17 protein-coding genes and 1 pseudogene are annotated in these 18,017 nt (G+C 58.9%); 10 read left to right on the forward strand and 8 right to left on the reverse strand.

Features of this window, described 5'->3' with window-relative positions:
* Nucleotides 1–92 precede the first annotated feature (92 nt).
* Nucleotides 93–815 (forward strand): pirin family protein, encoded by a 723-nt coding sequence (locus JFT91_RS22255; protein ID WP_201233878.1) that lies wholly within the window; start codon nt 93–95, stop codon nt 813–815.
* Between the two features lie 50 nt (nt 816–865).
* Here the strand turns inward: JFT91_RS22255 and JFT91_RS22260 are convergent, their stop codons facing one another.
* Both JFT91_RS22260 and JFT91_RS22265 read right to left on the reverse strand, forming a co-directional pair.
* The gene (locus JFT91_RS22260) at nt 866–1,342 is read right to left on the reverse strand and encodes a hypothetical protein (RefSeq protein ID WP_242489332.1); all 477 of its coding nucleotides are present in this window, start codon (nt 1,340–1,342) and stop codon (nt 866–868) included.
* A 185-nt stretch (nt 1,343–1,527) separates the two neighbouring features.
* Nucleotides 1,528–2,403 carry a LysR family transcriptional regulator gene (locus JFT91_RS22265; protein WP_201233879.1) on the reverse strand — a complete coding sequence of 292 codons (876 nt, stop codon included), beginning with the start codon at nt 2,401–2,403 and terminating at the stop codon, nt 1,528–1,530.
* 111 nt (nt 2,404–2,514) lie between these two features.
* Between JFT91_RS22265 and JFT91_RS22270 the strand changes: the two are divergent.
* From JFT91_RS22270 to JFT91_RS22280, 3 genes and pseudogenes are all read left to right on the forward strand, one after another.
* A pseudogene (locus JFT91_RS22270) lies at nt 2,515–3,706 on the forward strand (YbfB/YjiJ family MFS transporter).
* A gap of 60 nt (nt 3,707–3,766) precedes the next feature.
* Nucleotides 3,767–4,765: an NAD(P)H-quinone oxidoreductase gene (locus JFT91_RS22275; protein WP_201233880.1), complete on the forward strand. Its 999-nt coding sequence runs from the start codon at nt 3,767–3,769 to the stop codon at nt 4,763–4,765.
* Nucleotides 4,766–4,877: 112 nt separating this feature from the next.
* Nucleotides 4,878–5,822 (forward strand): alpha/beta hydrolase, encoded by a 945-nt coding sequence (locus tag JFT91_RS22280; protein WP_201233881.1) that lies wholly within the window; start codon nt 4,878–4,880, stop codon nt 5,820–5,822.
* On the opposite strand, the gene JFT91_RS22285 is transcribed toward JFT91_RS22280, so the two are convergent.
* Nucleotides 5,819–7,630, reverse strand: a complete 1,812-nt coding sequence (locus JFT91_RS22285) for an ABC transporter ATP-binding protein (protein ID WP_201233882.1) — start codon at nt 7,628–7,630, stop codon at nt 5,819–5,821. The two genes, JFT91_RS22280 and JFT91_RS22285, sit on opposite strands and share 4 nt — an antisense overlap.
* 274 nt (nt 7,631–7,904) lie before the next feature.
* Here JFT91_RS22285 and JFT91_RS22290 point away from each other — a divergent pair, with 274 nt between their 5' ends.
* Nucleotides 7,905–8,318 carry a VOC family protein gene (locus JFT91_RS22290; RefSeq protein ID WP_201202381.1) on the forward strand — a complete coding sequence of 138 codons (414 nt, stop codon included), beginning with the start codon at nt 7,905–7,907 and terminating at the stop codon, nt 8,316–8,318.
* Nucleotides 8,319–8,375: 57 nt separating this feature from the next.
* Here JFT91_RS22290 and JFT91_RS22295 read toward each other — a convergent pair whose 3' ends face one another.
* The 5 genes from JFT91_RS22295 to JFT91_RS22315 form a co-directional block, all read right to left on the reverse strand.
* Nucleotides 8,376–8,705, reverse strand: coding sequence for a hypothetical protein (locus JFT91_RS22295; protein ID WP_201202379.1), 330 nt, complete (start codon nt 8,703–8,705; stop codon nt 8,376–8,378).
* A 149-nt stretch (nt 8,706–8,854) separates the two neighbouring features.
* Nucleotides 8,855–9,880: an RNA 3'-terminal phosphate cyclase gene (gene rtcA, locus JFT91_RS22300; RefSeq protein WP_201233883.1), complete on the reverse strand. Its 1,026-nt coding sequence runs from the start codon at nt 9,878–9,880 to the stop codon at nt 8,855–8,857.
* A gap of 8 nt (nt 9,881–9,888) precedes the next feature.
* Entirely contained in the window at nt 9,889–10,677 is a 789-nt protein-coding gene (locus tag JFT91_RS22305) for a nucleotidyltransferase domain-containing protein (RefSeq protein ID WP_201202376.1), read from the reverse strand.
* 14 nt (nt 10,678–10,691) lie between these two features.
* Nucleotides 10,692–11,918 (reverse strand): RtcB family protein, encoded by a 1,227-nt coding sequence (locus JFT91_RS22310; protein WP_201202375.1) that lies wholly within the window; start codon nt 11,916–11,918, stop codon nt 10,692–10,694.
* Nucleotides 11,919–12,255: 337 nt separating this feature from the next.
* On the reverse strand, nt 12,256–13,803 hold the full coding sequence (locus JFT91_RS22315; RefSeq protein WP_201233884.1) for an RNA-binding protein: 1,548 nt from the start codon (nt 13,801–13,803) through the stop codon (nt 12,256–12,258).
* Nucleotides 13,804–14,007: 204 nt separating this feature from the next.
* On the opposite strand from JFT91_RS22315, the gene rtcR reads away from it, so the two are divergent.
* The 5 genes from rtcR to JFT91_RS22340 all read left to right on the forward strand — a co-directional run bounded on the left by rtcR (nt 14,008) and on the right by JFT91_RS22340 (nt 18,017).
* Complete coding sequence (gene rtcR, locus JFT91_RS22320; protein ID WP_201233885.1) at nt 14,008–15,609, forward strand: RNA repair transcriptional activator RtcR; 1,602 nt, start codon at nt 14,008–14,010, stop codon at nt 15,607–15,609.
* An 83-nt stretch (nt 15,610–15,692) separates the two neighbouring features.
* Nucleotides 15,693–15,971: a hypothetical protein gene (locus tag JFT91_RS22325; protein ID WP_201233886.1), complete on the forward strand. Its 279-nt coding sequence runs from the start codon at nt 15,693–15,695 to the stop codon at nt 15,969–15,971.
* A gap of 195 nt (nt 15,972–16,166) precedes the next feature.
* Entirely contained in the window at nt 16,167–16,709 is a 543-nt protein-coding gene (ybiA, locus tag JFT91_RS22330; RefSeq protein ID WP_201233887.1) for a riboflavin biosynthesis intermediates N-glycosidase, read from the forward strand.
* Between the two features lie 209 nt (nt 16,710–16,918).
* On the forward strand, nt 16,919–17,266 hold the full coding sequence (locus tag JFT91_RS22335; protein WP_201233888.1) for a hypothetical protein: 348 nt from the start codon (nt 16,919–16,921) through the stop codon (nt 17,264–17,266).
* Nucleotides 17,267–17,576: 310 nt separating this feature from the next.
* On the forward strand, nt 17,577–18,017 hold the full coding sequence (locus JFT91_RS22340; RefSeq protein ID WP_242489333.1) for a hypothetical protein: 441 nt from the start codon (nt 17,577–17,579) through the stop codon (nt 18,015–18,017).

The following is an 18,017-nucleotide window of genomic DNA, read 5'->3' on the forward strand; positions in this document are numbered from 1 at the left end:
TCTTTCAGTTTTCATCTACTTTTTGCATTTCCCCGTAAAGATTAACCTTCTCCTCACTCGGACGAATTCACGTCCCACCAGGAGATTTCATCATGCTGACCCTTCGCAAAGCCTCCGATCGTGGCCTCGCCAATCATGGCTGGTTGAAGTCGTTCCACACCTTTTCTTTCGCCAGTTACCGCGACCCGCGTGAGCAGGGTTTCTCCGACCTGCTGGTGATTAATGATGACCGCGTTGCCGCCGGCAAAGGTTTTGGCCAACACCCGCATCGCGACATGGAGATTTTCTCCTACGTGCTGGAAGGCGCGCTGGAACACAAAGACACTTTGGGCACCGGTTCGGTGATCCGCCCCGGCGATGTGCAACTGATGAGCGCCGGCAGCGGTGTGGCGCACAGCGAGTTCAACCACTCGGCAACCACGCCTGTGCACTTTTTGCAGATCTGGATCGTGCCGGAAGTCAGCGGCGCCAAACCGCGCTACCAGCAGGAGCACTTCAGTGCGCAGCAAAAACGCGGTCGCCTGCAACTGATCATCTCGCCCGACGGCAGCGATGGTTCGTTGACAGTACGTCAGGATGCGCGAGTGTTCGCCGGTCTGTTCGATGGCCAGGAAAGCGCTACGCTGGAACTGCCAGCCAACCGCTACGCCTATGTGCATGTGGCGCGTGGCAGCGTTGAACTTAACGGTGTGCAATTGCAGGAAGGCGACGGCGTGCGGGTTCGTGAAGAACAGGCGCTGACCTTGACCAATGGCGTAGACGCCGAAGTACTGGTGTTTGATATGCGGCCGCAGGAGTTGCCGCAAATGCCATGAAGCGGCGTTTCAACCGCTCACAAAAAACGGCCTTCTCTGAAGGCCGTTTTTTATTGTGGCGGCGTGAGCATTGGCAACATGAAAGGCTTGGGGACACTGAAGTCCTTGCCGGCCTGAATCGCTGTCAGGGTCGTTTGAATGGCCACATACATGTTGGCCTGGTTGGCGTAATAGGACCCGATGACAATGGCGACTATTCCCAATAACTGTACGGCCGTTGCCGCCCAGACATTGGCCTTGACTGTACTTGCTTGTCTGAGCGCCTCTTTCGACTCTAGAGCAATTGAGTCGAGGTATTTATCGCGCTCGAGCCGAATGCGCTCACTAGCTTTGTCCCGCTCTGCCTGTACGCAAAGGAATTCTCGAATATCTGCGCGCACTCCCTCCACCCGAGCATCCATCCTTGTTTCGATGGTCTCGATCCTGGCGTTGAACTCTTCACGACTTATAGCGTTCATGGCGGGAGTGCTCTGACCCTTGCTCGAAGCGTTCATGTTTTGGTACTGCTCAAATTCCCTGGCGTTCAATCCGATCCCCTTCCTTGGGTTACCGATACCTTCCCTGGTACATCGTTTGATGGGTGAGCGCTGCGTCTCTCATCAAGCTGGAGCAACAGTAAAGCCCCTGCCCAAAGCCCACAAGCCAGCGGATTCTGCGCTGGATGTAGGTCTTTTCGTCAGGCTGCGTAGCCTTCCCTCGGCAGTCGTCGCACTCACTGATTCTCCGATGCGAATACGTCGACGATCTGCTCGATCACCGCCCTCACCCGCGCGGTATGGCGCAAATCCGCGTGGGTCACCAGCCACACTTCATAGGGCAACGGCCGCGTTCGTTCAGGCCAGAGCCTGACCAGGCCATCGCGCTCGCCCATGTACACGGGGATTTCTCCTACACCCAAGCCTGCCGCAAGCGCACGGCGCACCAACAGGCTGGAACCGAGCCCGGCAACGATCCGCCCGCGATTTATCGGCTCAGAAACCAGAGTCAGGTCTTTGTTGCCCTGCAAGTACGGCTGATAGACCACCAGATCATGGCCCTCGAACGCTGAGCCCGGCGGCGGAACACCTTTGGCGTCGACATAGGCCTGCGACGCGAACAACCCCACCGGCCAACGGGCGATCCGTCGCGCGATCAGGTCCGGATTGTCCGGGCGGGTGTTGCGCACGGCGATATCCGCCTCGCGCTTGGCCAGGCTGAGAATTTGCGTGGAGGCATCCAGCAGCACCCGCACATCCGGGTGCTGCTCATGTAGACGGGCAATTGCCGGAATCAGGAAGTCGATGGCCAGTGAATCGGTGGTGCTCACGCGCACGCTGCCGGTGAGACGGTCATCCAGGCCCTGAATCTGTCGCTCCAGCTCCAGTGCCGAATGCTCCATTTTCTCCACACTTTTCAGCGCCGCTTCGCCAACCGCGGTCAGTGCGTAGCCGTCCGAGGTGCGCAAGAACAGCGTCGCGCTCAAGGATTTTTCCAGGGCGGTGACGCGTCGCCCCACCGTTGCCTGATCCACACCCAGCACCCGCGCGGCTCCGCGCAGTGTCGACTCGCGACAAACAGCGAGAAACACCCGTGCATCATCCCAATTCATACCGTCTCCAGATGATGCAATTACGCATCAGTGCGCCGCCAATTCGCTGCGTTATCGCAGCAACGATAGCCGATATGCTGAGCGCCATAAACCTTCCTTGGAATCGCTATCATGCGCACATCCTCCCCCTCCGGGCTCTGGCTGCCGATCTTCGCCGGCCTCTGCGCCAGCCTGGTCAGCATCGGTCTGGCGCGGTTTGCTTACACACCGCTGATTCCCGCGTTGATTCAGGCGCAGTGGTTTTCGGCCAATGACGTGGTGTACCTCGGCGCGGCCAATCTGGTCGGTTATCTGATCGGCGCCCTGCTCGGCCGGCCGCTGGCGCGGCAACTGAGCAACAAAACCGCGCTGCGCATAATGATGCTGGCGGTGACGGCGGCGTTTTTTGCCTGTGCGTTTCCGTTGTCGGTGATTTGGTTCTTCGCCTGGCGGCTGCTCTCGGGGATCGCCGGCGGCGCGATCATGGTGTTGGTCGCGGCGACCGTATTGCCGCATGTGCCGGCGGCGCGCAAAGGCCTGGCCAGTGGCGCGATCTTCCTGGGTATCGGCCTCGGTATCGCAGGGTCCGGCACGCTGGTGCCGCCGCTGTTGAGCCTTGGTTTGCAAGACACCTGGCTGGGCTTGGGCGCGTTGTCGCTGCTGCTGACGGCGCTGAGCTGGTTCGGTTGGCCGGCCGATCTTGCCGCACACGGTGATCTCACAATCGAACACCACGGCTCAGCCGACACCGCCCGGCGTTTATCTGTTGTTTGGCCAATATGCATTCATGGCGGCCGGCCTGGTGCCGGCCATGGTCTTTCTGGTTGATTACGTGGCGCGCGGACTCGGCGCGGGCGCGCATGTCGGGGCGCTGGTGTGGGTGATGTATGGCTTGGGCGCGATTGTCGGGCCGGTGAGTTATGGCTTTCTGGCGGACCGCTTTGGCGCGCGCAGGAGCATTCGGCTGGTGCTGGTGGTGCAGGCGATTGCCCTAGGCTTGCTCGCTGTTGCCCACTCCTTTCTGGCGCTGGCGTTGCTCGCGGTGGTTCTCGGCTCGTTCCCGCCGGGCATCGTCCCGCTGGCGCTGGCCCGGGTGCATGAACTGCTGCCGGAGCATCATCGCCAGCAAATCGCCTGGAGCCGCGCCACGGTGTCGTTTGCCACGTTTCAGGCGCTGGCCGGATTTGCCTATTCGGCGCTGTTCAATGCCACGGGTGGCCATCACGCGTTGCTGTTTGTGATTGCGGCTGGCGCGATTTTAGTGGCGTTGCTGCTGGCAGGCGATGAACCTCTGGTACCGCTCCCACAGGGTTGCGCCGATTAACGGGAATTTTTGCACTGCACGGACCTCCCATCTACAGAACCTTTATAAGCAGGAATTGAAATGACTTTACCCAACGAAATGACCCGCATCGAAATCACCGAACCCGGTGGCCCCGAAGTGCTGCAACCCAAACGCGTACCGTTGCCGGTGGCCGCAGAAGGTGAAGTGTTGATTCGCGTCTACGCGGCCGGCATCAACCGTCCGGACGCCTTGCAGCGTGCGGGCAAATACCCGATGAAACCCGGCATGAACCCGATTCCCGGTCTCGAAGTGGCCGGCGAAGTGGTGGCCCTCGGCGCCGGGGTCAGCCAGTTTGCTGTGGGTGATCGCGTCTGCGCGCTGACCAACGGCGGTGGCTACGCTGAATACTGCGCAGTTCCGGCCGGCCAGACGCTGCCCATTCCCGACGGGCTCGACTGGGTGCACGCCGCCGCGATTCCGGAAACCTTCTTTACCGTGTGGGCCAACCTGTTTGGTCTCGGCGGTGCCAGCCGTGGCCAACGTGTACTGATTCATGGCGGCACCAGTGGCATCGGTACGACGGCGCTGATGCTCTGCCGTGAGTTTGGCATCGAAGCCTTTGCCACCTCCGGCAGCCCCGAAAAATGCGCGGCGATCAGTGAACTGGGTGGCCAGCCGATCAACTATCGCGAGCAGAATTTTGCTGAAGTCATCGCCGAGAAAACCGCCGGCCAAGGTGTCAATGTGGTTCTCGACATCATGGGTGGCTCGTACCTCAACGGTAATGTCAGCGCCCTGGCGATGGACGGACGTGTGGTCATGCTCGGTTTCCTCGGCGGCGCCCGGGCCAACGATGTCGATCTGCTGGCGATCCTCGGCAAACGCGCGGTGGTGACCGGATCGCTGTTGCGTGCCCGCACCAGTGCGGAGAAATCCGCGATCGCCGATCAACTGCGCGAACATGTCTGGCCGCTGCTGAACGCCGGGCGTTGCCTGCCGATGATCGACAAAGTCTACGCACTCAGCGACGTGGCGCAGGCCCATGCGCACATGGAGGCCGGCGACCATATCGGCAAAATCGTCCTGCGGGTGGACTGAGCCGTTGCAGCATTTTGTAATCGTTGTCCGATCACGGTGGTCGAAAATGTCACGCGCAGACCAAGGCTTCTGGTAAAAAGCGTTCTTTGTCCACGCAATGGTGAAACGTTTAATGTTCCTGTCCTTCATGACTCGTCTGCGCCGCCGTCGTCTGGCGTTTGCCTGCATGGCCGCGTTGATTATCGGCGTGCCGACGAGTTGTGCCGTGCTGGAACACACCGAACGCAAACTGCTGTTTCGCATCGAACCGGGCACAGCGGGCTGGTTTCACGGCCTGCCCGGCAGCGTGCAGGAGCTCGACCTGCAACCGAAGAGCTTCAAGGCCGGGCAAAACATTCATGCCTGGTGGTGGCCCGCGGAAAAGGCCAATGCGCCGGCCATCCTGTACTTGCATGGTGTTCGCTGGAACCTCACTGGGCAGTTGTTTCGCATCGAGCAATTGCGCGCGGCAGGTTATTCGGTGCTGGCCATCGACTATCGCGGCTTCGGCCAGAGCCACGGTGATCTGCCCTCGGAAAGCAGCGTTTACGAAGATGCGCGAGTGGCGTGGGAGCGTTTCAAGCTGCTGCAGCCGGACCCGAACAAACGCCTGATCTACGGGCACTCTTTAGGCGGGGCTGTAGCAGTCGATCTGGCGGCCGAGCTTGGAATGGAAGCCACCCGTGATCACACCGCACTCCCCGTGCGCGGGCTGGTGATCGAGTCCACGTTCACCTCGCTGGCGGACGTTGCCGCGGCCGTGGCCAATACCTCTCTGCCGGTGCGCTGGCTGCTGTCGCAGAAATTCGATTCCATCGACAAGATCGCCGACATTCATATGCCATTGCTGGTGGTGCACGGGATGGCCGACGCCTTCGTACCGCCGCGTTTCAGCGAACAACTGTTCAATGCCGCGCAACAACCCAAACGCTTGCTGCTGGTGCCGGGGGGCACGCACAACAACAGCATGGCGCTCGGCGGGCAGAATTACCGCAAGGCGATTGATGCCTTGATGCAGACCCGACCCGCGCCGCGTATGGCCGGGCCTGCGACCGTGCGCAGCGGGCGGGAAACCTAACGGTAGCCGCGCGCCTGCAAATCGAACAGTTGCGCGTAGTGCCCGACAGCAGCGATCAACCCATCGTGGCCACCCTGCTCCAGAATCCGCCCTTGTTGCAGCACGATGATGTGGTCGGCATTGCGTACGCTGGAAAAGCGATGGGAGATCAGCAAGGTCATGCGGCCCTTGGTGTGCTGGCTGAAATGCTCGAACACCGCCGCTTCCGCCGCCGGGTCGAGGGCCGACGTCGGCTCATCAAGGATCAGAATGTCGGCATCACGGCGCATGTACGCCCGGGACAAGGCAATCTTCTGCCACTGCCCGCCGGACAACTCCTGGCCACCGGCAAACCAGCGCCCCAACTGCGTGGCGTAACCGTTGTCGAGCCCTTCGATGAAGGGCGCCGCCATGCCTTCGGCTGCTGCCTCTTTCCAGCGTTGTTGATCATTGAACGCCAGGGTATCGCCGACGCCGATATTTTCACCGACGCTGAACTGGTAGCGGATGTAATCCTGAAAAATCACGCCGATACGCCGCCGTAACGCGATTTCCTGCCAATCCTGCAAATCGCTGCCGTCGAGCAGAATGCGCCCTTGATCTGGACGGTAGAGCCGGGTCAGCAACTTGATCAGCGTGGTTTTGCCTGAGCCGTTCTCCCCGACCAACGCCATGCTGTTGCCGGGCAGCAGATGCAGGTCAATGCCTTCCAGTGCCGACCGACTGGCGCCCGGATAACGGAAACCGACGTTTTCGAAACGCAAACCGTCGCCCGGTTGCGCGCCGACGGTCAGGTGGCCGGTATCGACCAGTACCGGCTCGGCCAGGTATTCATAAAGACTCGTCAGGTAGAGGCCGTCTTCGTACAGGCCGCTGATCGCACTCAGGCTGCTGCTCACAGCGCTTTGGCCTTGCTTGAACAGCACCAGATACATGGTCATCTGACCCAGGCTGATATTGCCGTGTACGGCATCGATCACCACCCACGCATAAGCCACGTAAAAAGCCGCGGTGCCGAGCAGGCCGAGGCCGAAACCCCAGCCATCGCGGCGCAAGGTCAGGCGCCGGTCTTCGGCATACAGCCTGGCGAATGTGTCGCGGTAGCGTTGCAGCAACAACGGCGCAAAGCCGAACAGCTTGACCTCTTTGATATAGGTTTCGTGAGACAGCAAGGTCTCGATATAACTCTGCTGCCGACTCTCCGGCGCGCGGCGGGTGAACAGCCGAAAGGCATCACCGGAAAAATGCGCTTCGGCAAAGAACACCGGCAACGCACCGACCACCAGCAGCACCAGTGCCCACGGTGAAAAGTGCACCAGCAGCACACCGAAGCTGATCAGCATGATCAGGTTCTGAATCAACCCCAGCGACTTCATCACCAGCGCCAATGGCCGGGTCGAGGCCTCGCGACGCACACGTACCAGTTTGTCGTAGAACTCGGAGTTCTCGAACTGCACCAGTGACAGGGTCTGCGCTTTCTGCAAAATCAGCGTGTTGACCTTCTGGCCCAACTGCACGCGCAACAGCGACTGCTGCACCGAGAGCGCTCGTTGTGTTCCCGACAACATCGCCAACACCCCGGCTTCCAGCAACACGTAACGCAACACTGGCCACAGTGGCGCACTGCCGTTCTGCGCATGCAACTGCATCGCTGCGACCACGGCATCGACAATCCGCTGCCCCAACCATGCCGCGAGTGCCGGCAGCAACCCGGCAATCAACGTCGCCAGTACCAGGCCCAAAAATAATCCGCGTGATGTCTCCCAGACCAGGCGCAAGGCTCGCTGTGCCTGGTCGAACAGGGACGTGAAGCGCGATAAAACAGGCATGGGGCATTGAACTCGGCAGGTGATGACAGTGCGACATGGTACTCCAGCACCACGATTGAAATTCCAGCGTCGGAAGTTCCTCGGGATGCTTGCACCTGATCTCCCCCAGGGATGTCGGCGGCACTGCGCAGTGCTAAGTCCTGCCTTTTTCATGAGAAAAACGTCTGGAAGGCTTTGCCCTTGCCGACGTTCAGCACTCTGCCAGGTTTTAACCACCCAACGTGGAACCAGGCGCACAACCGCCACTCCGCGCCTTACTGCCGGGAGCAAAGACATGAAAATCAACCCGTACCTGATCTTCAACGGCGACTGCCGAGAAGCCTTCACGTTTTACCAGCAAGCCCTGAACGGCGAACTGGAGGCCATGACCTCTTTCGGTGAGTCGCCTGCCGCTGAGCATGTCCCGAAAGAGCATCATGCGTTGATCATCCATACCTGCCTGAAAGTTGGCGATCAGATGATCATGGCCTCGGACACCACGCCCGACCGCCCGACCCAGGGCATGAGCGGTTGCTCGATTTCGCTGAACGTCGACAGCGTCGCCGAAGCTGAAAGCGTATTCAACGCGCTGGCCCAGGACGGCCGCGTCGACATGCCGCTGGAGGCGACGTTCTGGGCGGCACGTTTCGGCATGCTGGTGGATCGTTTTGGAGTGTCGTGGATGGTCAATTGCGATACCGACAAGTGACCCCGAGATTGCCTCAGGCATGAAAAAGCCCAACCGATCAAGGTTGGGCTTTCAACTCTAGCGTTGGGCCAATTCGTGGCGCACGCATTGTTCGTAATACGTCTGCTTGACCGCTGCTGGCTTGAGCTTCGATGTGCTGTTGTAGGTTTGTTCGGTGATGCCCATCGCGGTCATGCGCATCCACGGCTGCTGGAATTTGCGTACCTGCAATTGCTTGCGTGCGCCATACAGCGACATGCCCGATAGCTTGGATTGCTGAGCACCGGCGGCAATGTCCGAACCCCAGATGCAGGCAAAGCGATGGCTTTTACTCAACTCTTTCGCTTCGACTCCCGAAGCGAAGACAGCCAGGGAAAGCGTTGCAACGGTTATGGCAATCGTCCGCATATAGCCAACCTAACCTTTTGAAAAAAGGCGATTTTGCCGGGGAAGCTTAACGTCGGGGGCCAGCAATTTGCCGCTTTTTGGCAATATTCGGCTACAAAAAACGGGACAGCGCGATTTCGTGATGAAATCCCTCTGTCCCGTTGCCTTGTTCAGATCGCGCTGACCTCAACCCGCAATCGATCCGCGCCCTCCTCCTGGCAATCGATACGTACCGGCAAAAACTGCTCGATCACTGCGATATTGCTGTGCAGGTGCTCGGTCATGCGCGGCGTGGTGAACGAACCGCCACCGGCCAGCGCCATCGGCAGCAGCAACTGATCGGCGAGGTGTTCGGCGACAGCGGCACCACTGCGCAACCAGTCGGCGGCCTGATTGATCGCGGTATCGGCGACCTTTTCCGCCCGCAACGACACCTGGCCAAACGCACTGAACACTTCGCTGACGTGTTCGAATACATACTCCAGCAACAATACGTTGCCTGGCCCGCGCGCCGGGTCGAGCGTGACGTGTTGCAGCGCCGAAGGCGGCAGACTTAAACGCTTGGCCACCTGGCTCAACTCACGTTCGGCAACCGTCGGCGCAAGCCCGGCGGTCAGCGCTGAGGCGTGCTGCGAAAGCGCCGCACCACGCTCACAAAGGTCCAGTCGAGCCAGGCGCGAAGGCGCTACCTTCGCCTCGATTTCACCGCCACCGGCCGGCACAAACCCGTGCCGCAGCAACTCCAACTCAATGTCAGCGCCCATGCGCCGCAGCAGTGGCAACCAACTGCGCATGAGGAAGTCCGTCGGCGGTGCCAATGGGTTATGCGTGCCACCGGTAATCCTTACCCGACTCGCCTGCGGTGCCCGCAACAATGCCGGCAACAAGGTCTGCAAGACCAATGTGCAACTGCCGGCCGTGCCAATGGCGAACTGGTAGTCGCCACCGCGAATGGCTCCGGGCTCGAAGCTCAAGGCTTGCGCCCCCAACTGCGCACCACAGACTTTTGCCGCGCAGACCTCGGCCGCCGCCATCACCGCCGTCAGGTGCTGTCGTAACAACCCCGGACGGCTACGCTTGGCACGAATCTGTTTAATGCGAAACGCCCGGCCTGTCACCATCGACAGGCTCAAGGCACTGCGCAACACCTGGCCGCCACCGATGGCGCCGTCCAGTTCTATCACTTCCTGTTTCATTACAATCCTTACGCGTACAGCCCGACGGTATCCCTGAGGTACTGATCCAGCCGTCGCGAGTCTTCCTGAGTTCTGAGTAAGGTGGGCACTTCGCGCTCAAGCTCAGCCGCGATGAACCCGTGCAGTGCCGGACGACGCGGCCCGTAGGCGCTCTCATCGGCATTGCGTTTAAGCGCCAGCAGTTCGTCGACTTCAGCGAGCAGCGCACGATCATCGACCGTGGTCAGCAGGTCGGCGAACGTCATCGGTGGCCGGCCTCGGCCCTGGTCGATCCAGCGCACCGCCAGCAGCGGCCGCAGCACGTAGAAGTACTTCTTGAATCGCACTGTTTCGCCTTGCAGGTAACCGCGAAAGTTCTTCTTCGCCATCGACAAATAGTGATTACGCGCACTGGGTGGGCTGTAGAACGCCTCGGCGAGTTCACGCAGTTGCGCCACCTGGGCGGTTTCGCTGCGATAAACCAGCGGCGAATCGAGCCACTCCAGCAACGTCGGATTGGACTTGCGCAGCAACCCGAGGGTCTTGCGCAGCTCCCAGCCGCTGACGTCGAGTTCATCGTCCAGCGGACGTTCGATCACATCACGCGGTGCATCGACCTGAACAAACCACTCGGGCTTTTCCACATAGACAAACCGCACGTCGTAATCGCTGTCGGTCGAGGCGAAACCCCAGGCCCGACTGCCGGACTCACACGCATACAACACCGTGACATTGCGTTCGCGCTCTATACGCGCCAGCTCTTCCAGTACCCGCGCGCGCATCGTGTCGCACAGCGGATGACGCTCTTCGAGATCCATGACTTGTTTTCCTTTTATCCTTTGACGCACACCACCTGACGCAAGGTGTGCAGCACTTCCACCAACTCACGCTGGGCGTGCATGACTTTGTCGATGTCCTTGTAGGCCATCGGAATTTCGTCGATCACCGCTTCGTCCTTGCGGCACTCGACGTGGGCCGTGGCGCGGATCTGATCGGCCACGGTGAAAGTGTTCTTCGCTTTGGTGCGGCTCATGGTGCGGCCGGCGCCGTGGCTGCAGGAACTGAACGACTCCTCGTTGCCCAGACCGCGAACGATGAAACTCTTCGCCCCCATAGAGCCGGGAATAATCCCCAACTCACCCTTCTTCGCCGACACCGCACCTTTGCGGGTGACCAGCACCTCTTCACCAAAATGCCGCTCTTTCTGCACGTAGTTGTGGTGGCAGTTGACCGCCTCCAACGCCACGTCAAACGGCTTGCGAATAATCTGCCGTGTCGCCTGAATCACCGCGCGCATCATCAGCTCTCGGTTCTGCTTGGCGAAATCCTGCGCCCAGCCCACTGCTTCCACGTAGTCATCAAAGTGCTGGCTGCCTTCCTCGAAGTAGGCCAGGTCACGATCCGGCAGGTCGGCGATGTGCTGGCGCATATCCGCCTGCGCCATCTGGATGAACAGGTTGCCGATGGCGTTACCGACACCGCGCGACCCGCTGTGCAACATGAACCAGACCCGGTTGGCTTCGTCCAGGCACACTTCGATGAAGTGGTTGCCGCTGCCGAGGGTGCCGAGGTGCCCACGGTTGTTGGTGTTGGACAGTTTCGGGTACTTGTCGGTGATCAACTTGAACCGCGGATGCAACGCCGCCCACGCCTGATCGGCCTGCTGCGGGATCTCGTCCCACGCCCCTTTGTCACGTCGCGAACGGGTCGAGCTGCGGCCATGGGGCACCGCTTGTTCGATGGCGCAACGCAGAGCATGCAGGTTGTCCGGCAAGTCGGCGGCGGTCAGCGACGTACGCGCGGCGATCATGCCGCAACCGATGTCGACGCCGACCGCCGCCGGAATGATCGCGCCCACCGTCGGGATCACGCTGCCAATGGTCGAGCCCTTGCCAAGATGCACGTCTGGCATGACCGCCAGGTGTTTGAAGATGAACGGCATCTTCGCCGTGTTCATCAACTGCTCGCGCGCCTCGTTTTCTACCGGGACGCCTTCGGTCCAGAGTTTGATCGGTTTGCCGTTGGCGACTTCAAGCAGTTGGTAAGTATGTTCTTTCATTTCTCTGTTCTTTATTTTTTGGCCGATGATTCGGCGTTGTTCCGTAAGTCGCAGCGACAAAAACACAGGCACTGTGGCTCTGCCAGTTGAGCCCCCGTTGCCGGGGCGGGAGTCGAACCCGCTTTCCGATGTAGTACCTGTCGCATTCGCTGCCAATAACTGCAAAAAAGGTGGCACGACAAAAGTTGATGACTGTTGCGCGTTGCCGCGCTCCGGGGTTAGCCGGACTTCAGATGTACAGCCATCAGGCATTCGTGCCGTCACTGGCGCTGACAAGGGTTTGATGAGACGTTCTGGATGTAGTCCCATCGGCATTCAGCGCCAGTGATAAATCAATTCATAAAGCGCTTTCGATCGCCTCGACCCAGTGCTGCGCACCGTAGTGGCCGCTGGTGAACTGCTCGACCACGTCGAACACGGCATCGCTGAAACCGCCGACATTCAAGATGTCATCACGCTCCGCCGCCTGCGTTGCATGGCCTGGCTGGATATCGATGCACACCAGCCGCGCCTGCGGGTTGAGCTGCTTGATTCGCTCCCACTGACGCATCGTCTCGCTGGCACCGTGGCGCCGCGCATCGATCCACGACTCGTTGTCCGAAACCATGATCAACGTATCGACCCTGGCCTTGCTGTCCGCCAATCTCTTCAGCGGTGCCGAGCAGTTGGTGCCGCCGCCAAAAATCCCGGCGAGCTTCTGCGCATTGCTGATCACGCTGTCACGCGGGTTGAGCTGGATATCCACCACGTTCACCTCGAACGGCATTACCCGTGCTTGCGGCTGTTTGCGCAACACGGCTGCTGCAACCAGCGCCGCTACGTCGATGCAACGCACTACCGACGTCGCGCCTTGGCGATAACCCGTCGCCGGGCTACCCATCGAGCCTGAAACATCCGGGCAAACCACTACCGCCCCTTCAAGCTTCGGCACATTGGCCAATGACAACTCCAGTGCATCCTGCAGCGCTTCGCGTATCAGCGCCGGAATGTCTTCACCCATCATCCGATACGCCGACAACAGCTGATATGGATACACTCGCGCCTTCGCGACTTCTTGCGGGTCGGCCAATCGCGCCGCTACATATTCGACGCAACCCGGCACTTCAAACGCACCGTGGCGAGCCAAGGTGTTGAGGTTGATGCGCAGCCCCTGCCAACCCATGTTGCGCGCTTGCGCCGCCCATTGTTCCTTGCTCAGTGTTTCATTGCCGAGCAACTGAAACGGCACCGCAGGCACCTCATCACTTGCGCCGCTACGAAAGGCCAGCAAATCGCGCGTCAATTGCGGCAAGGCCTTTACCTCAACCGGTTTGCCAATCAACCAGGCGAAGAACGCTTCACGCCACGCTTCGGCAGGTTTCGGGTGAACCATCTTCACCACGTCCGCCAACGACGGTTGATTGCCGATCGACGCTTGCAACAGTTGACGTTCGGTGGCGCTGTTCAGCCAGTTCTGCACCAGACGCTTGGGTTGCGAACCGAGGGATTTACGCCCGGTGGCACCGCTGCGCAGGATCTGCACAAAGTTGCGCAGCATTTTGCCGCTGTCGATCACTTGCTCGAAAACCTCTGGCACCAGGCTCGAACGCTGAGCAGTCAATGCCGCCAGCAACAGCGCTGGCATGTCTTTCATGTGCCCTTGCTTGCGAGCGTAGATCGCGGCCTTCGCCACGAAGCGACTGTCCAACTCAGCCACCAGCTTCAGCACTTGATCCAGCTGGCTTTCAGCGGAGGCGTAAAAGGTCTGGTTCAGGCAACCGGTCACTGCCAGTTGGGCCAGTTGATGCTTGGGGCTGTAGGCATAAGCCGAGGCGCCGGAGGCATTCAAGGTGTTGCAGGCTGGCAAGTGATTCGATTGCGTATTGAAGAGATTCTGGTTGGCCATCGTGGCGTCTCGCTGTGTTGTCCTGTTCGTTGTGATAGGTATTGCAGCCGCTGTGCCAGTTTTGTTTTTCTGCGTTGAATTATTTTTATCTATCTGATTTATAACGTTTTTTATTTTTATTCGTTCTTCTATCGATTGAATTCGCGACAAGCCACCTTCAGAAAAACTATCATTGGATATCGTCTTTTATCTTTTGAGATAAGCATGACCAGCAAACGCACAGTCGCCATCGGTTTTATCGGAGCCACCCTTGATCGCGTCGGTAAAGGCGCCAACCGCTGGAGCCACTGGCGCCCCAGCGTAGGGTTGTGCCAACAACCGGACGTGCTGATCAATCGGCTTGAGCTGATTCACGGCATCGACGCCCGCGATGTCAGCCTCGCCGAACGGGTGCGCGCAGACATCCAACAGGTTTCGCCGGAAACCGAAGTGCGCCTGCACCCGATGTCGCTGCGCAATCCGTGGGATTTCGAAGAGGTCTATGGCGCCTTGCATGACTTCACCACCGCCTACGACTTCGATACCGAGCGCGAGGATTACCTCGTTCACATCACCACCGGCACCCACGTCGCACAGATCTGCTGGTTCCTGCTGACCGAAGCACGCTACCTACCGGCGCGGCTGATCCAGACCTCCCCCGCCAAGCGCGCCAGCGAAAGCGATCACGCCATTGGCACTCACGCGCTGATCGACCTCGACCTGTCACGCTACGACCGCATCGCCTCGCGCTTCGCCAACAAGCGCCTGGAAGGTCTGGAGTTTTTGAAGTCAGGCATTGCCACACGCAACCCGGCGTTCAACCGCTCCATCGAACAGATCGAGCGCGTAGCCGTGCGCTCGAAAGCACCGATGTTGCTGATCGGCCCGACCGGCGCCGGCAAATCGTTTCTGGCCCGACGCATCTTTGAACTCAAACGCAGCCGCCATCAAATGCAGGGCCGCTTCGTCGAAGTCAACTGCGCCACGCTGCGTGGCGATGGCGCGATGTCGGCACTGTTTGGTCATGTCAAAGGCGCTTTTACCGGCGCGCAGAATGCGCGTGACGGCCTGTTGCGCGCCGCCGATGGCGGCATGCTGTTTCTCGATGAAATCGGCGAACTGGGTGCGGACGAACAGGCCATGCTGCTCAAGGCGATTGAAGAAAAACGCTTCTTCCCGCTGGGTTCAGACAAAGAGGTCGACAGTGATTTCCTGATCATCGCCGGCACCCACCGCGACTTGCGCAGCCGTGTCGCCGAAGGCTTTTTTCGCGAAGATTTGTACGCACGCATCAACTTGTGGACGTTCGATCTGCCGGGCCTTGCCGGCCGTCGTGAAGACATCGAACCGAACATCGACTTCGAACTGCAGCGTCATGCCCGCGAGCACGGACAGTTAGTGCGCTTCAATCTTGAAGCACGCCGCAGCTATCTGGCGTTCGCCGGCTCGCCGGAAGCGGCATGGCTGGGCAACTTTCGCGAACTGTCCGCGTCGATCACGCGCATGGCGACACTCGCCGACAGCGGGCGGATTGATGAAGCGCAGGTGCAGGAGGAGATCGACCGCTTGCGTTATGCGTGGGGCCTGGCGCAGCCGACCGGCATTTCCCGGGATTTGCCGGGAGATAGCGAGCACATGGACCTGTTTGATCGCTTGCAACTGAAGGCGGTACTTGAGGTTTGTCGGCAGGCAGACAGCTTGTCGGATGCCGGCAGAAAGCTGTTTGGCGTTTCGCGACAAGCCAAGGCACAGCCCAACGATGCGGATCGACTGAGGAAGTATCTGGCGCGGTTCGGGATTGAATGGAGCCAGGTTGCCAATCGGTAATTTTACCGCTCGTCCAGCGCTATGCACCTTTGCCTTTCTCGCACTTCCAATAAGTACGTTCCCACACGCGGAAGGCCTAGATAATGAACAAGAACATTGCTTCCCTGTCGCTCGCCAGCCTGCTGATTATCAGCCCGCTATATGCCTCTGCAACCGAGAAAACAGCAGCGGAAACGGCCGCCCCACCGACCGCCCTGCCGGGCGTCAATCAATCCGCAAGCTCACGCGAAAACGATGAAAAGGCGAACAAAAAGGGCGAAGAGGCTTCAGGTTCGAATTCGGGCGCAGAGTCCCATGAGACGGCAAAAGATGCAGCGACTTCGAGTGATTCGCAGGACATCAAGAAGCAGACGAAGCCATAGCGACGAATGCGATTGGCTGGCTTGAAAATCCGCGATTCGAGTGGACGGAGAGCATTGGACGCTGCCGAAACTTGAAACGCCTGCAGTCTGCCGGTATGAAGTTCGCCTTTAACGGCAAAACCGCAGCCGATGTAAAAGGCGCGAACTGCTCGCAGTCAATTTACGAATTTAAAAACTATCGCCAAGGAAGCACCATTGGACTCTAAATATCTCGAAGATCTGCGCTCGCGATTCAACTCGGGGGAAAACCTGGAATTCACGTTTTTCTGGGGACATCAACCAAGCAAGAAAGGCATTACCCCAGCGTGCTTCAGCCAATGGTACGTCGCTGAATTCACGGTCGACGGGCAATGCTACCCAACCGCCGAACACTTCATGATGGCCGAAAAGGCAGCCCTGTTCGGCGACCAGGAAATTCGCGCTCAAGTGCTCCAGGCGACCACCCCAGAAGCAGCTAAAGCACTCGGCCGCAAAGTACGCGGATTCAATAACGAGGAGTGGCTGCAACACCGGTATGACATTGTCGTTCGCGCGAACCAGGCCAAGTTTTCGCAAAACCCTGAGCTAAATACTTATCTCAAGGGAACGGGCGCTCGCATCATTGTTGAAGCAAGTCCGGTTGATAGCATTTGGGGGATTGGCCTGACCAAAGATGACGCAAAGGCGAACAATCCCAATCTCTGGGAAGGTTTGAATCTACTGGGATTTGCGCTGATGCAGGTTCGCGACGGCGATTGATTGAGACAAACCCATAACGGCTATTTTCTTGATGCAGTAGGCCCAGACTGTCACTGAATGTCACCGAACAACATGCAGACGCCACCTTGGTGACTATTCAAACCATCCCGGCGACGTGTCTTTTTTGAGGAGGCTCATTCAGCGAGTCGGGTATCATTTGTCTTCCAATAATTTCCGAGAACACAACGCTCATGCATGGACGCCTATTGTTGGCTGCACTGGTTATTGCTCCCTCTCTCGCGGTCGCAGCACCTTCTCTCTACGCCTACGACGAAGCCCCTACAGATGGCTATATGTACGCCATGAGGTATCAACAGGCGAAACTGGCTTGCGGGTCACTTCCAGACGACCTTGAGGCGGACTACGCGAAGGCGATGCGATTGACCGCAGAGGCCAGCTCTGAATTTGAGAAGACCTATACGAAAGGTTTGGCAGCAAACCCACGGTGGCGTAAACCTGCAACAGCTGAAGAACAGGAGGCAGAGTGCAATCAAGGCCAGGTGGCACTTCGAGTGACGGTCAGACTTGCACGCCAGTGGTTTCCTGGCGGCTGGTAACGCTCAGCAGCGTTCGTAAAGTGCGATCCGACTTACTCGACCTAGCGGCTCGGTAACTTGAAGTCAGCCACATTTAGATCTCCAGATCTCAAGTACTTGGCATTAACGCCAAGACATACCGGCCATTTTGGCTGGTTCCTTGAGCAAATTAGCCGCCCCCTCCGACACCACCCGAACGCACTCCTCTCCGCGCCCAACGGCATCCAGCGGAGCGGATGAGTAGATCCGCGTTTCATCGGCCATCAAAGACCAACGCCTCTAACTTGAGGTGACGCTACCGGCATGGTCAAATAAGTAATAGCCCTTTGCCATGGTGATCTCAGTTGAAGCAACATCGCGGATTGATTATCTTTTTCTCGGCAACGACGTTGCTCTTTATCTTGGCCCAGGTATGGCACGCACAATCTGCCCCGGAAGAAAAAAGGAGGAACGGGAACGCCAGCTCAAGGGGCTCGCGCTCATCATGAGTGCCCAGGCCGGAAAAGTATCTGACGAGTCAACTCGCATCAATTCGGTGACCTACAGCGATGAGGTCATGCGTATCTCTTACACACTCACAAAAGTTACGAAAAACGAAATCGATTCTGATGAGTTCACCAAGGACGCAAAAGCGCTTGCAGCTTCTGCATTCTGTAATGAAAAAGGTTTAGGACAATTCGTGAAATCGGGTCTTTCCATTGATCTCCTCTACAAAGATTCAACCAGCTCACCGATAGTCGAGTTTCAGATAGGCAAGTCCGACTGCCTCTGA

Source organism: Pseudomonas sp. TH08 (assembly GCF_016651275.1).
GTDB lineage: Bacteria > Pseudomonadota > Gammaproteobacteria > Pseudomonadales > Pseudomonadaceae > Aquipseudomonas.

Excerpts from the sequence above, each read along its gene's own strand:
- JFT91_RS22255 (WP_201233878.1), top strand. The coding sequence starts at position 93 with ATGCTGACCCTTCGCAAAGCCTCCGATCGTGGCCTCGCCAATCATGGC.
- JFT91_RS22265 (WP_201233879.1), bottom strand. The coding sequence starts at position 2,403 with ATGAATTGGGATGATGCACGGGTGTTTCTCGCTGTTTGTCGCGAGTCG.
- JFT91_RS22275 (WP_201233880.1), top strand. The coding sequence starts at position 3,767 with ATGACTTTACCCAACGAAATGACCCGCATCGAAATCACCGAACCCGGT.
- JFT91_RS22280 (WP_201233881.1), top strand. The coding sequence starts at position 4,878 with ATGTTCCTGTCCTTCATGACTCGTCTGCGCCGCCGTCGTCTGGCGTTT.
- JFT91_RS22285 (WP_201233882.1), bottom strand. The coding sequence starts at position 7,630 with ATGCCTGTTTTATCGCGCTTCACGTCCCTGTTCGACCAGGCACAGCGA.
- JFT91_RS22290 (WP_201202381.1), top strand. The coding sequence starts at position 7,905 with ATGAAAATCAACCCGTACCTGATCTTCAACGGCGACTGCCGAGAAGCC.
- JFT91_RS22295 (WP_201202379.1), bottom strand. The coding sequence starts at position 8,705 with ATGCGGACGATTGCCATAACCGTTGCAACGCTTTCCCTGGCTGTCTTC.
- rtcA (WP_201233883.1), bottom strand. The coding sequence starts at position 9,880 with ATGAAACAGGAAGTGATAGAACTGGACGGCGCCATCGGTGGCGGCCAG.
- JFT91_RS22305 (WP_201202376.1), bottom strand. The coding sequence starts at position 10,677 with ATGGATCTCGAAGAGCGTCATCCGCTGTGCGACACGATGCGCGCGCGG.
- JFT91_RS22310 (WP_201202375.1), bottom strand. The coding sequence starts at position 11,918 with ATGAAAGAACATACTTACCAACTGCTTGAAGTCGCCAACGGCAAACCG.
- JFT91_RS22315 (WP_201233884.1), bottom strand. The coding sequence starts at position 13,803 with ATGGCCAACCAGAATCTCTTCAATACGCAATCGAATCACTTGCCAGCC.
- rtcR (WP_201233885.1), top strand. The coding sequence starts at position 14,008 with ATGACCAGCAAACGCACAGTCGCCATCGGTTTTATCGGAGCCACCCTT.
- JFT91_RS22325 (WP_201233886.1), top strand. The coding sequence starts at position 15,693 with ATGAACAAGAACATTGCTTCCCTGTCGCTCGCCAGCCTGCTGATTATC.
- JFT91_RS22340 (WP_242489333.1), top strand. The coding sequence starts at position 17,577 with ATGGTGATCTCAGTTGAAGCAACATCGCGGATTGATTATCTTTTTCTC.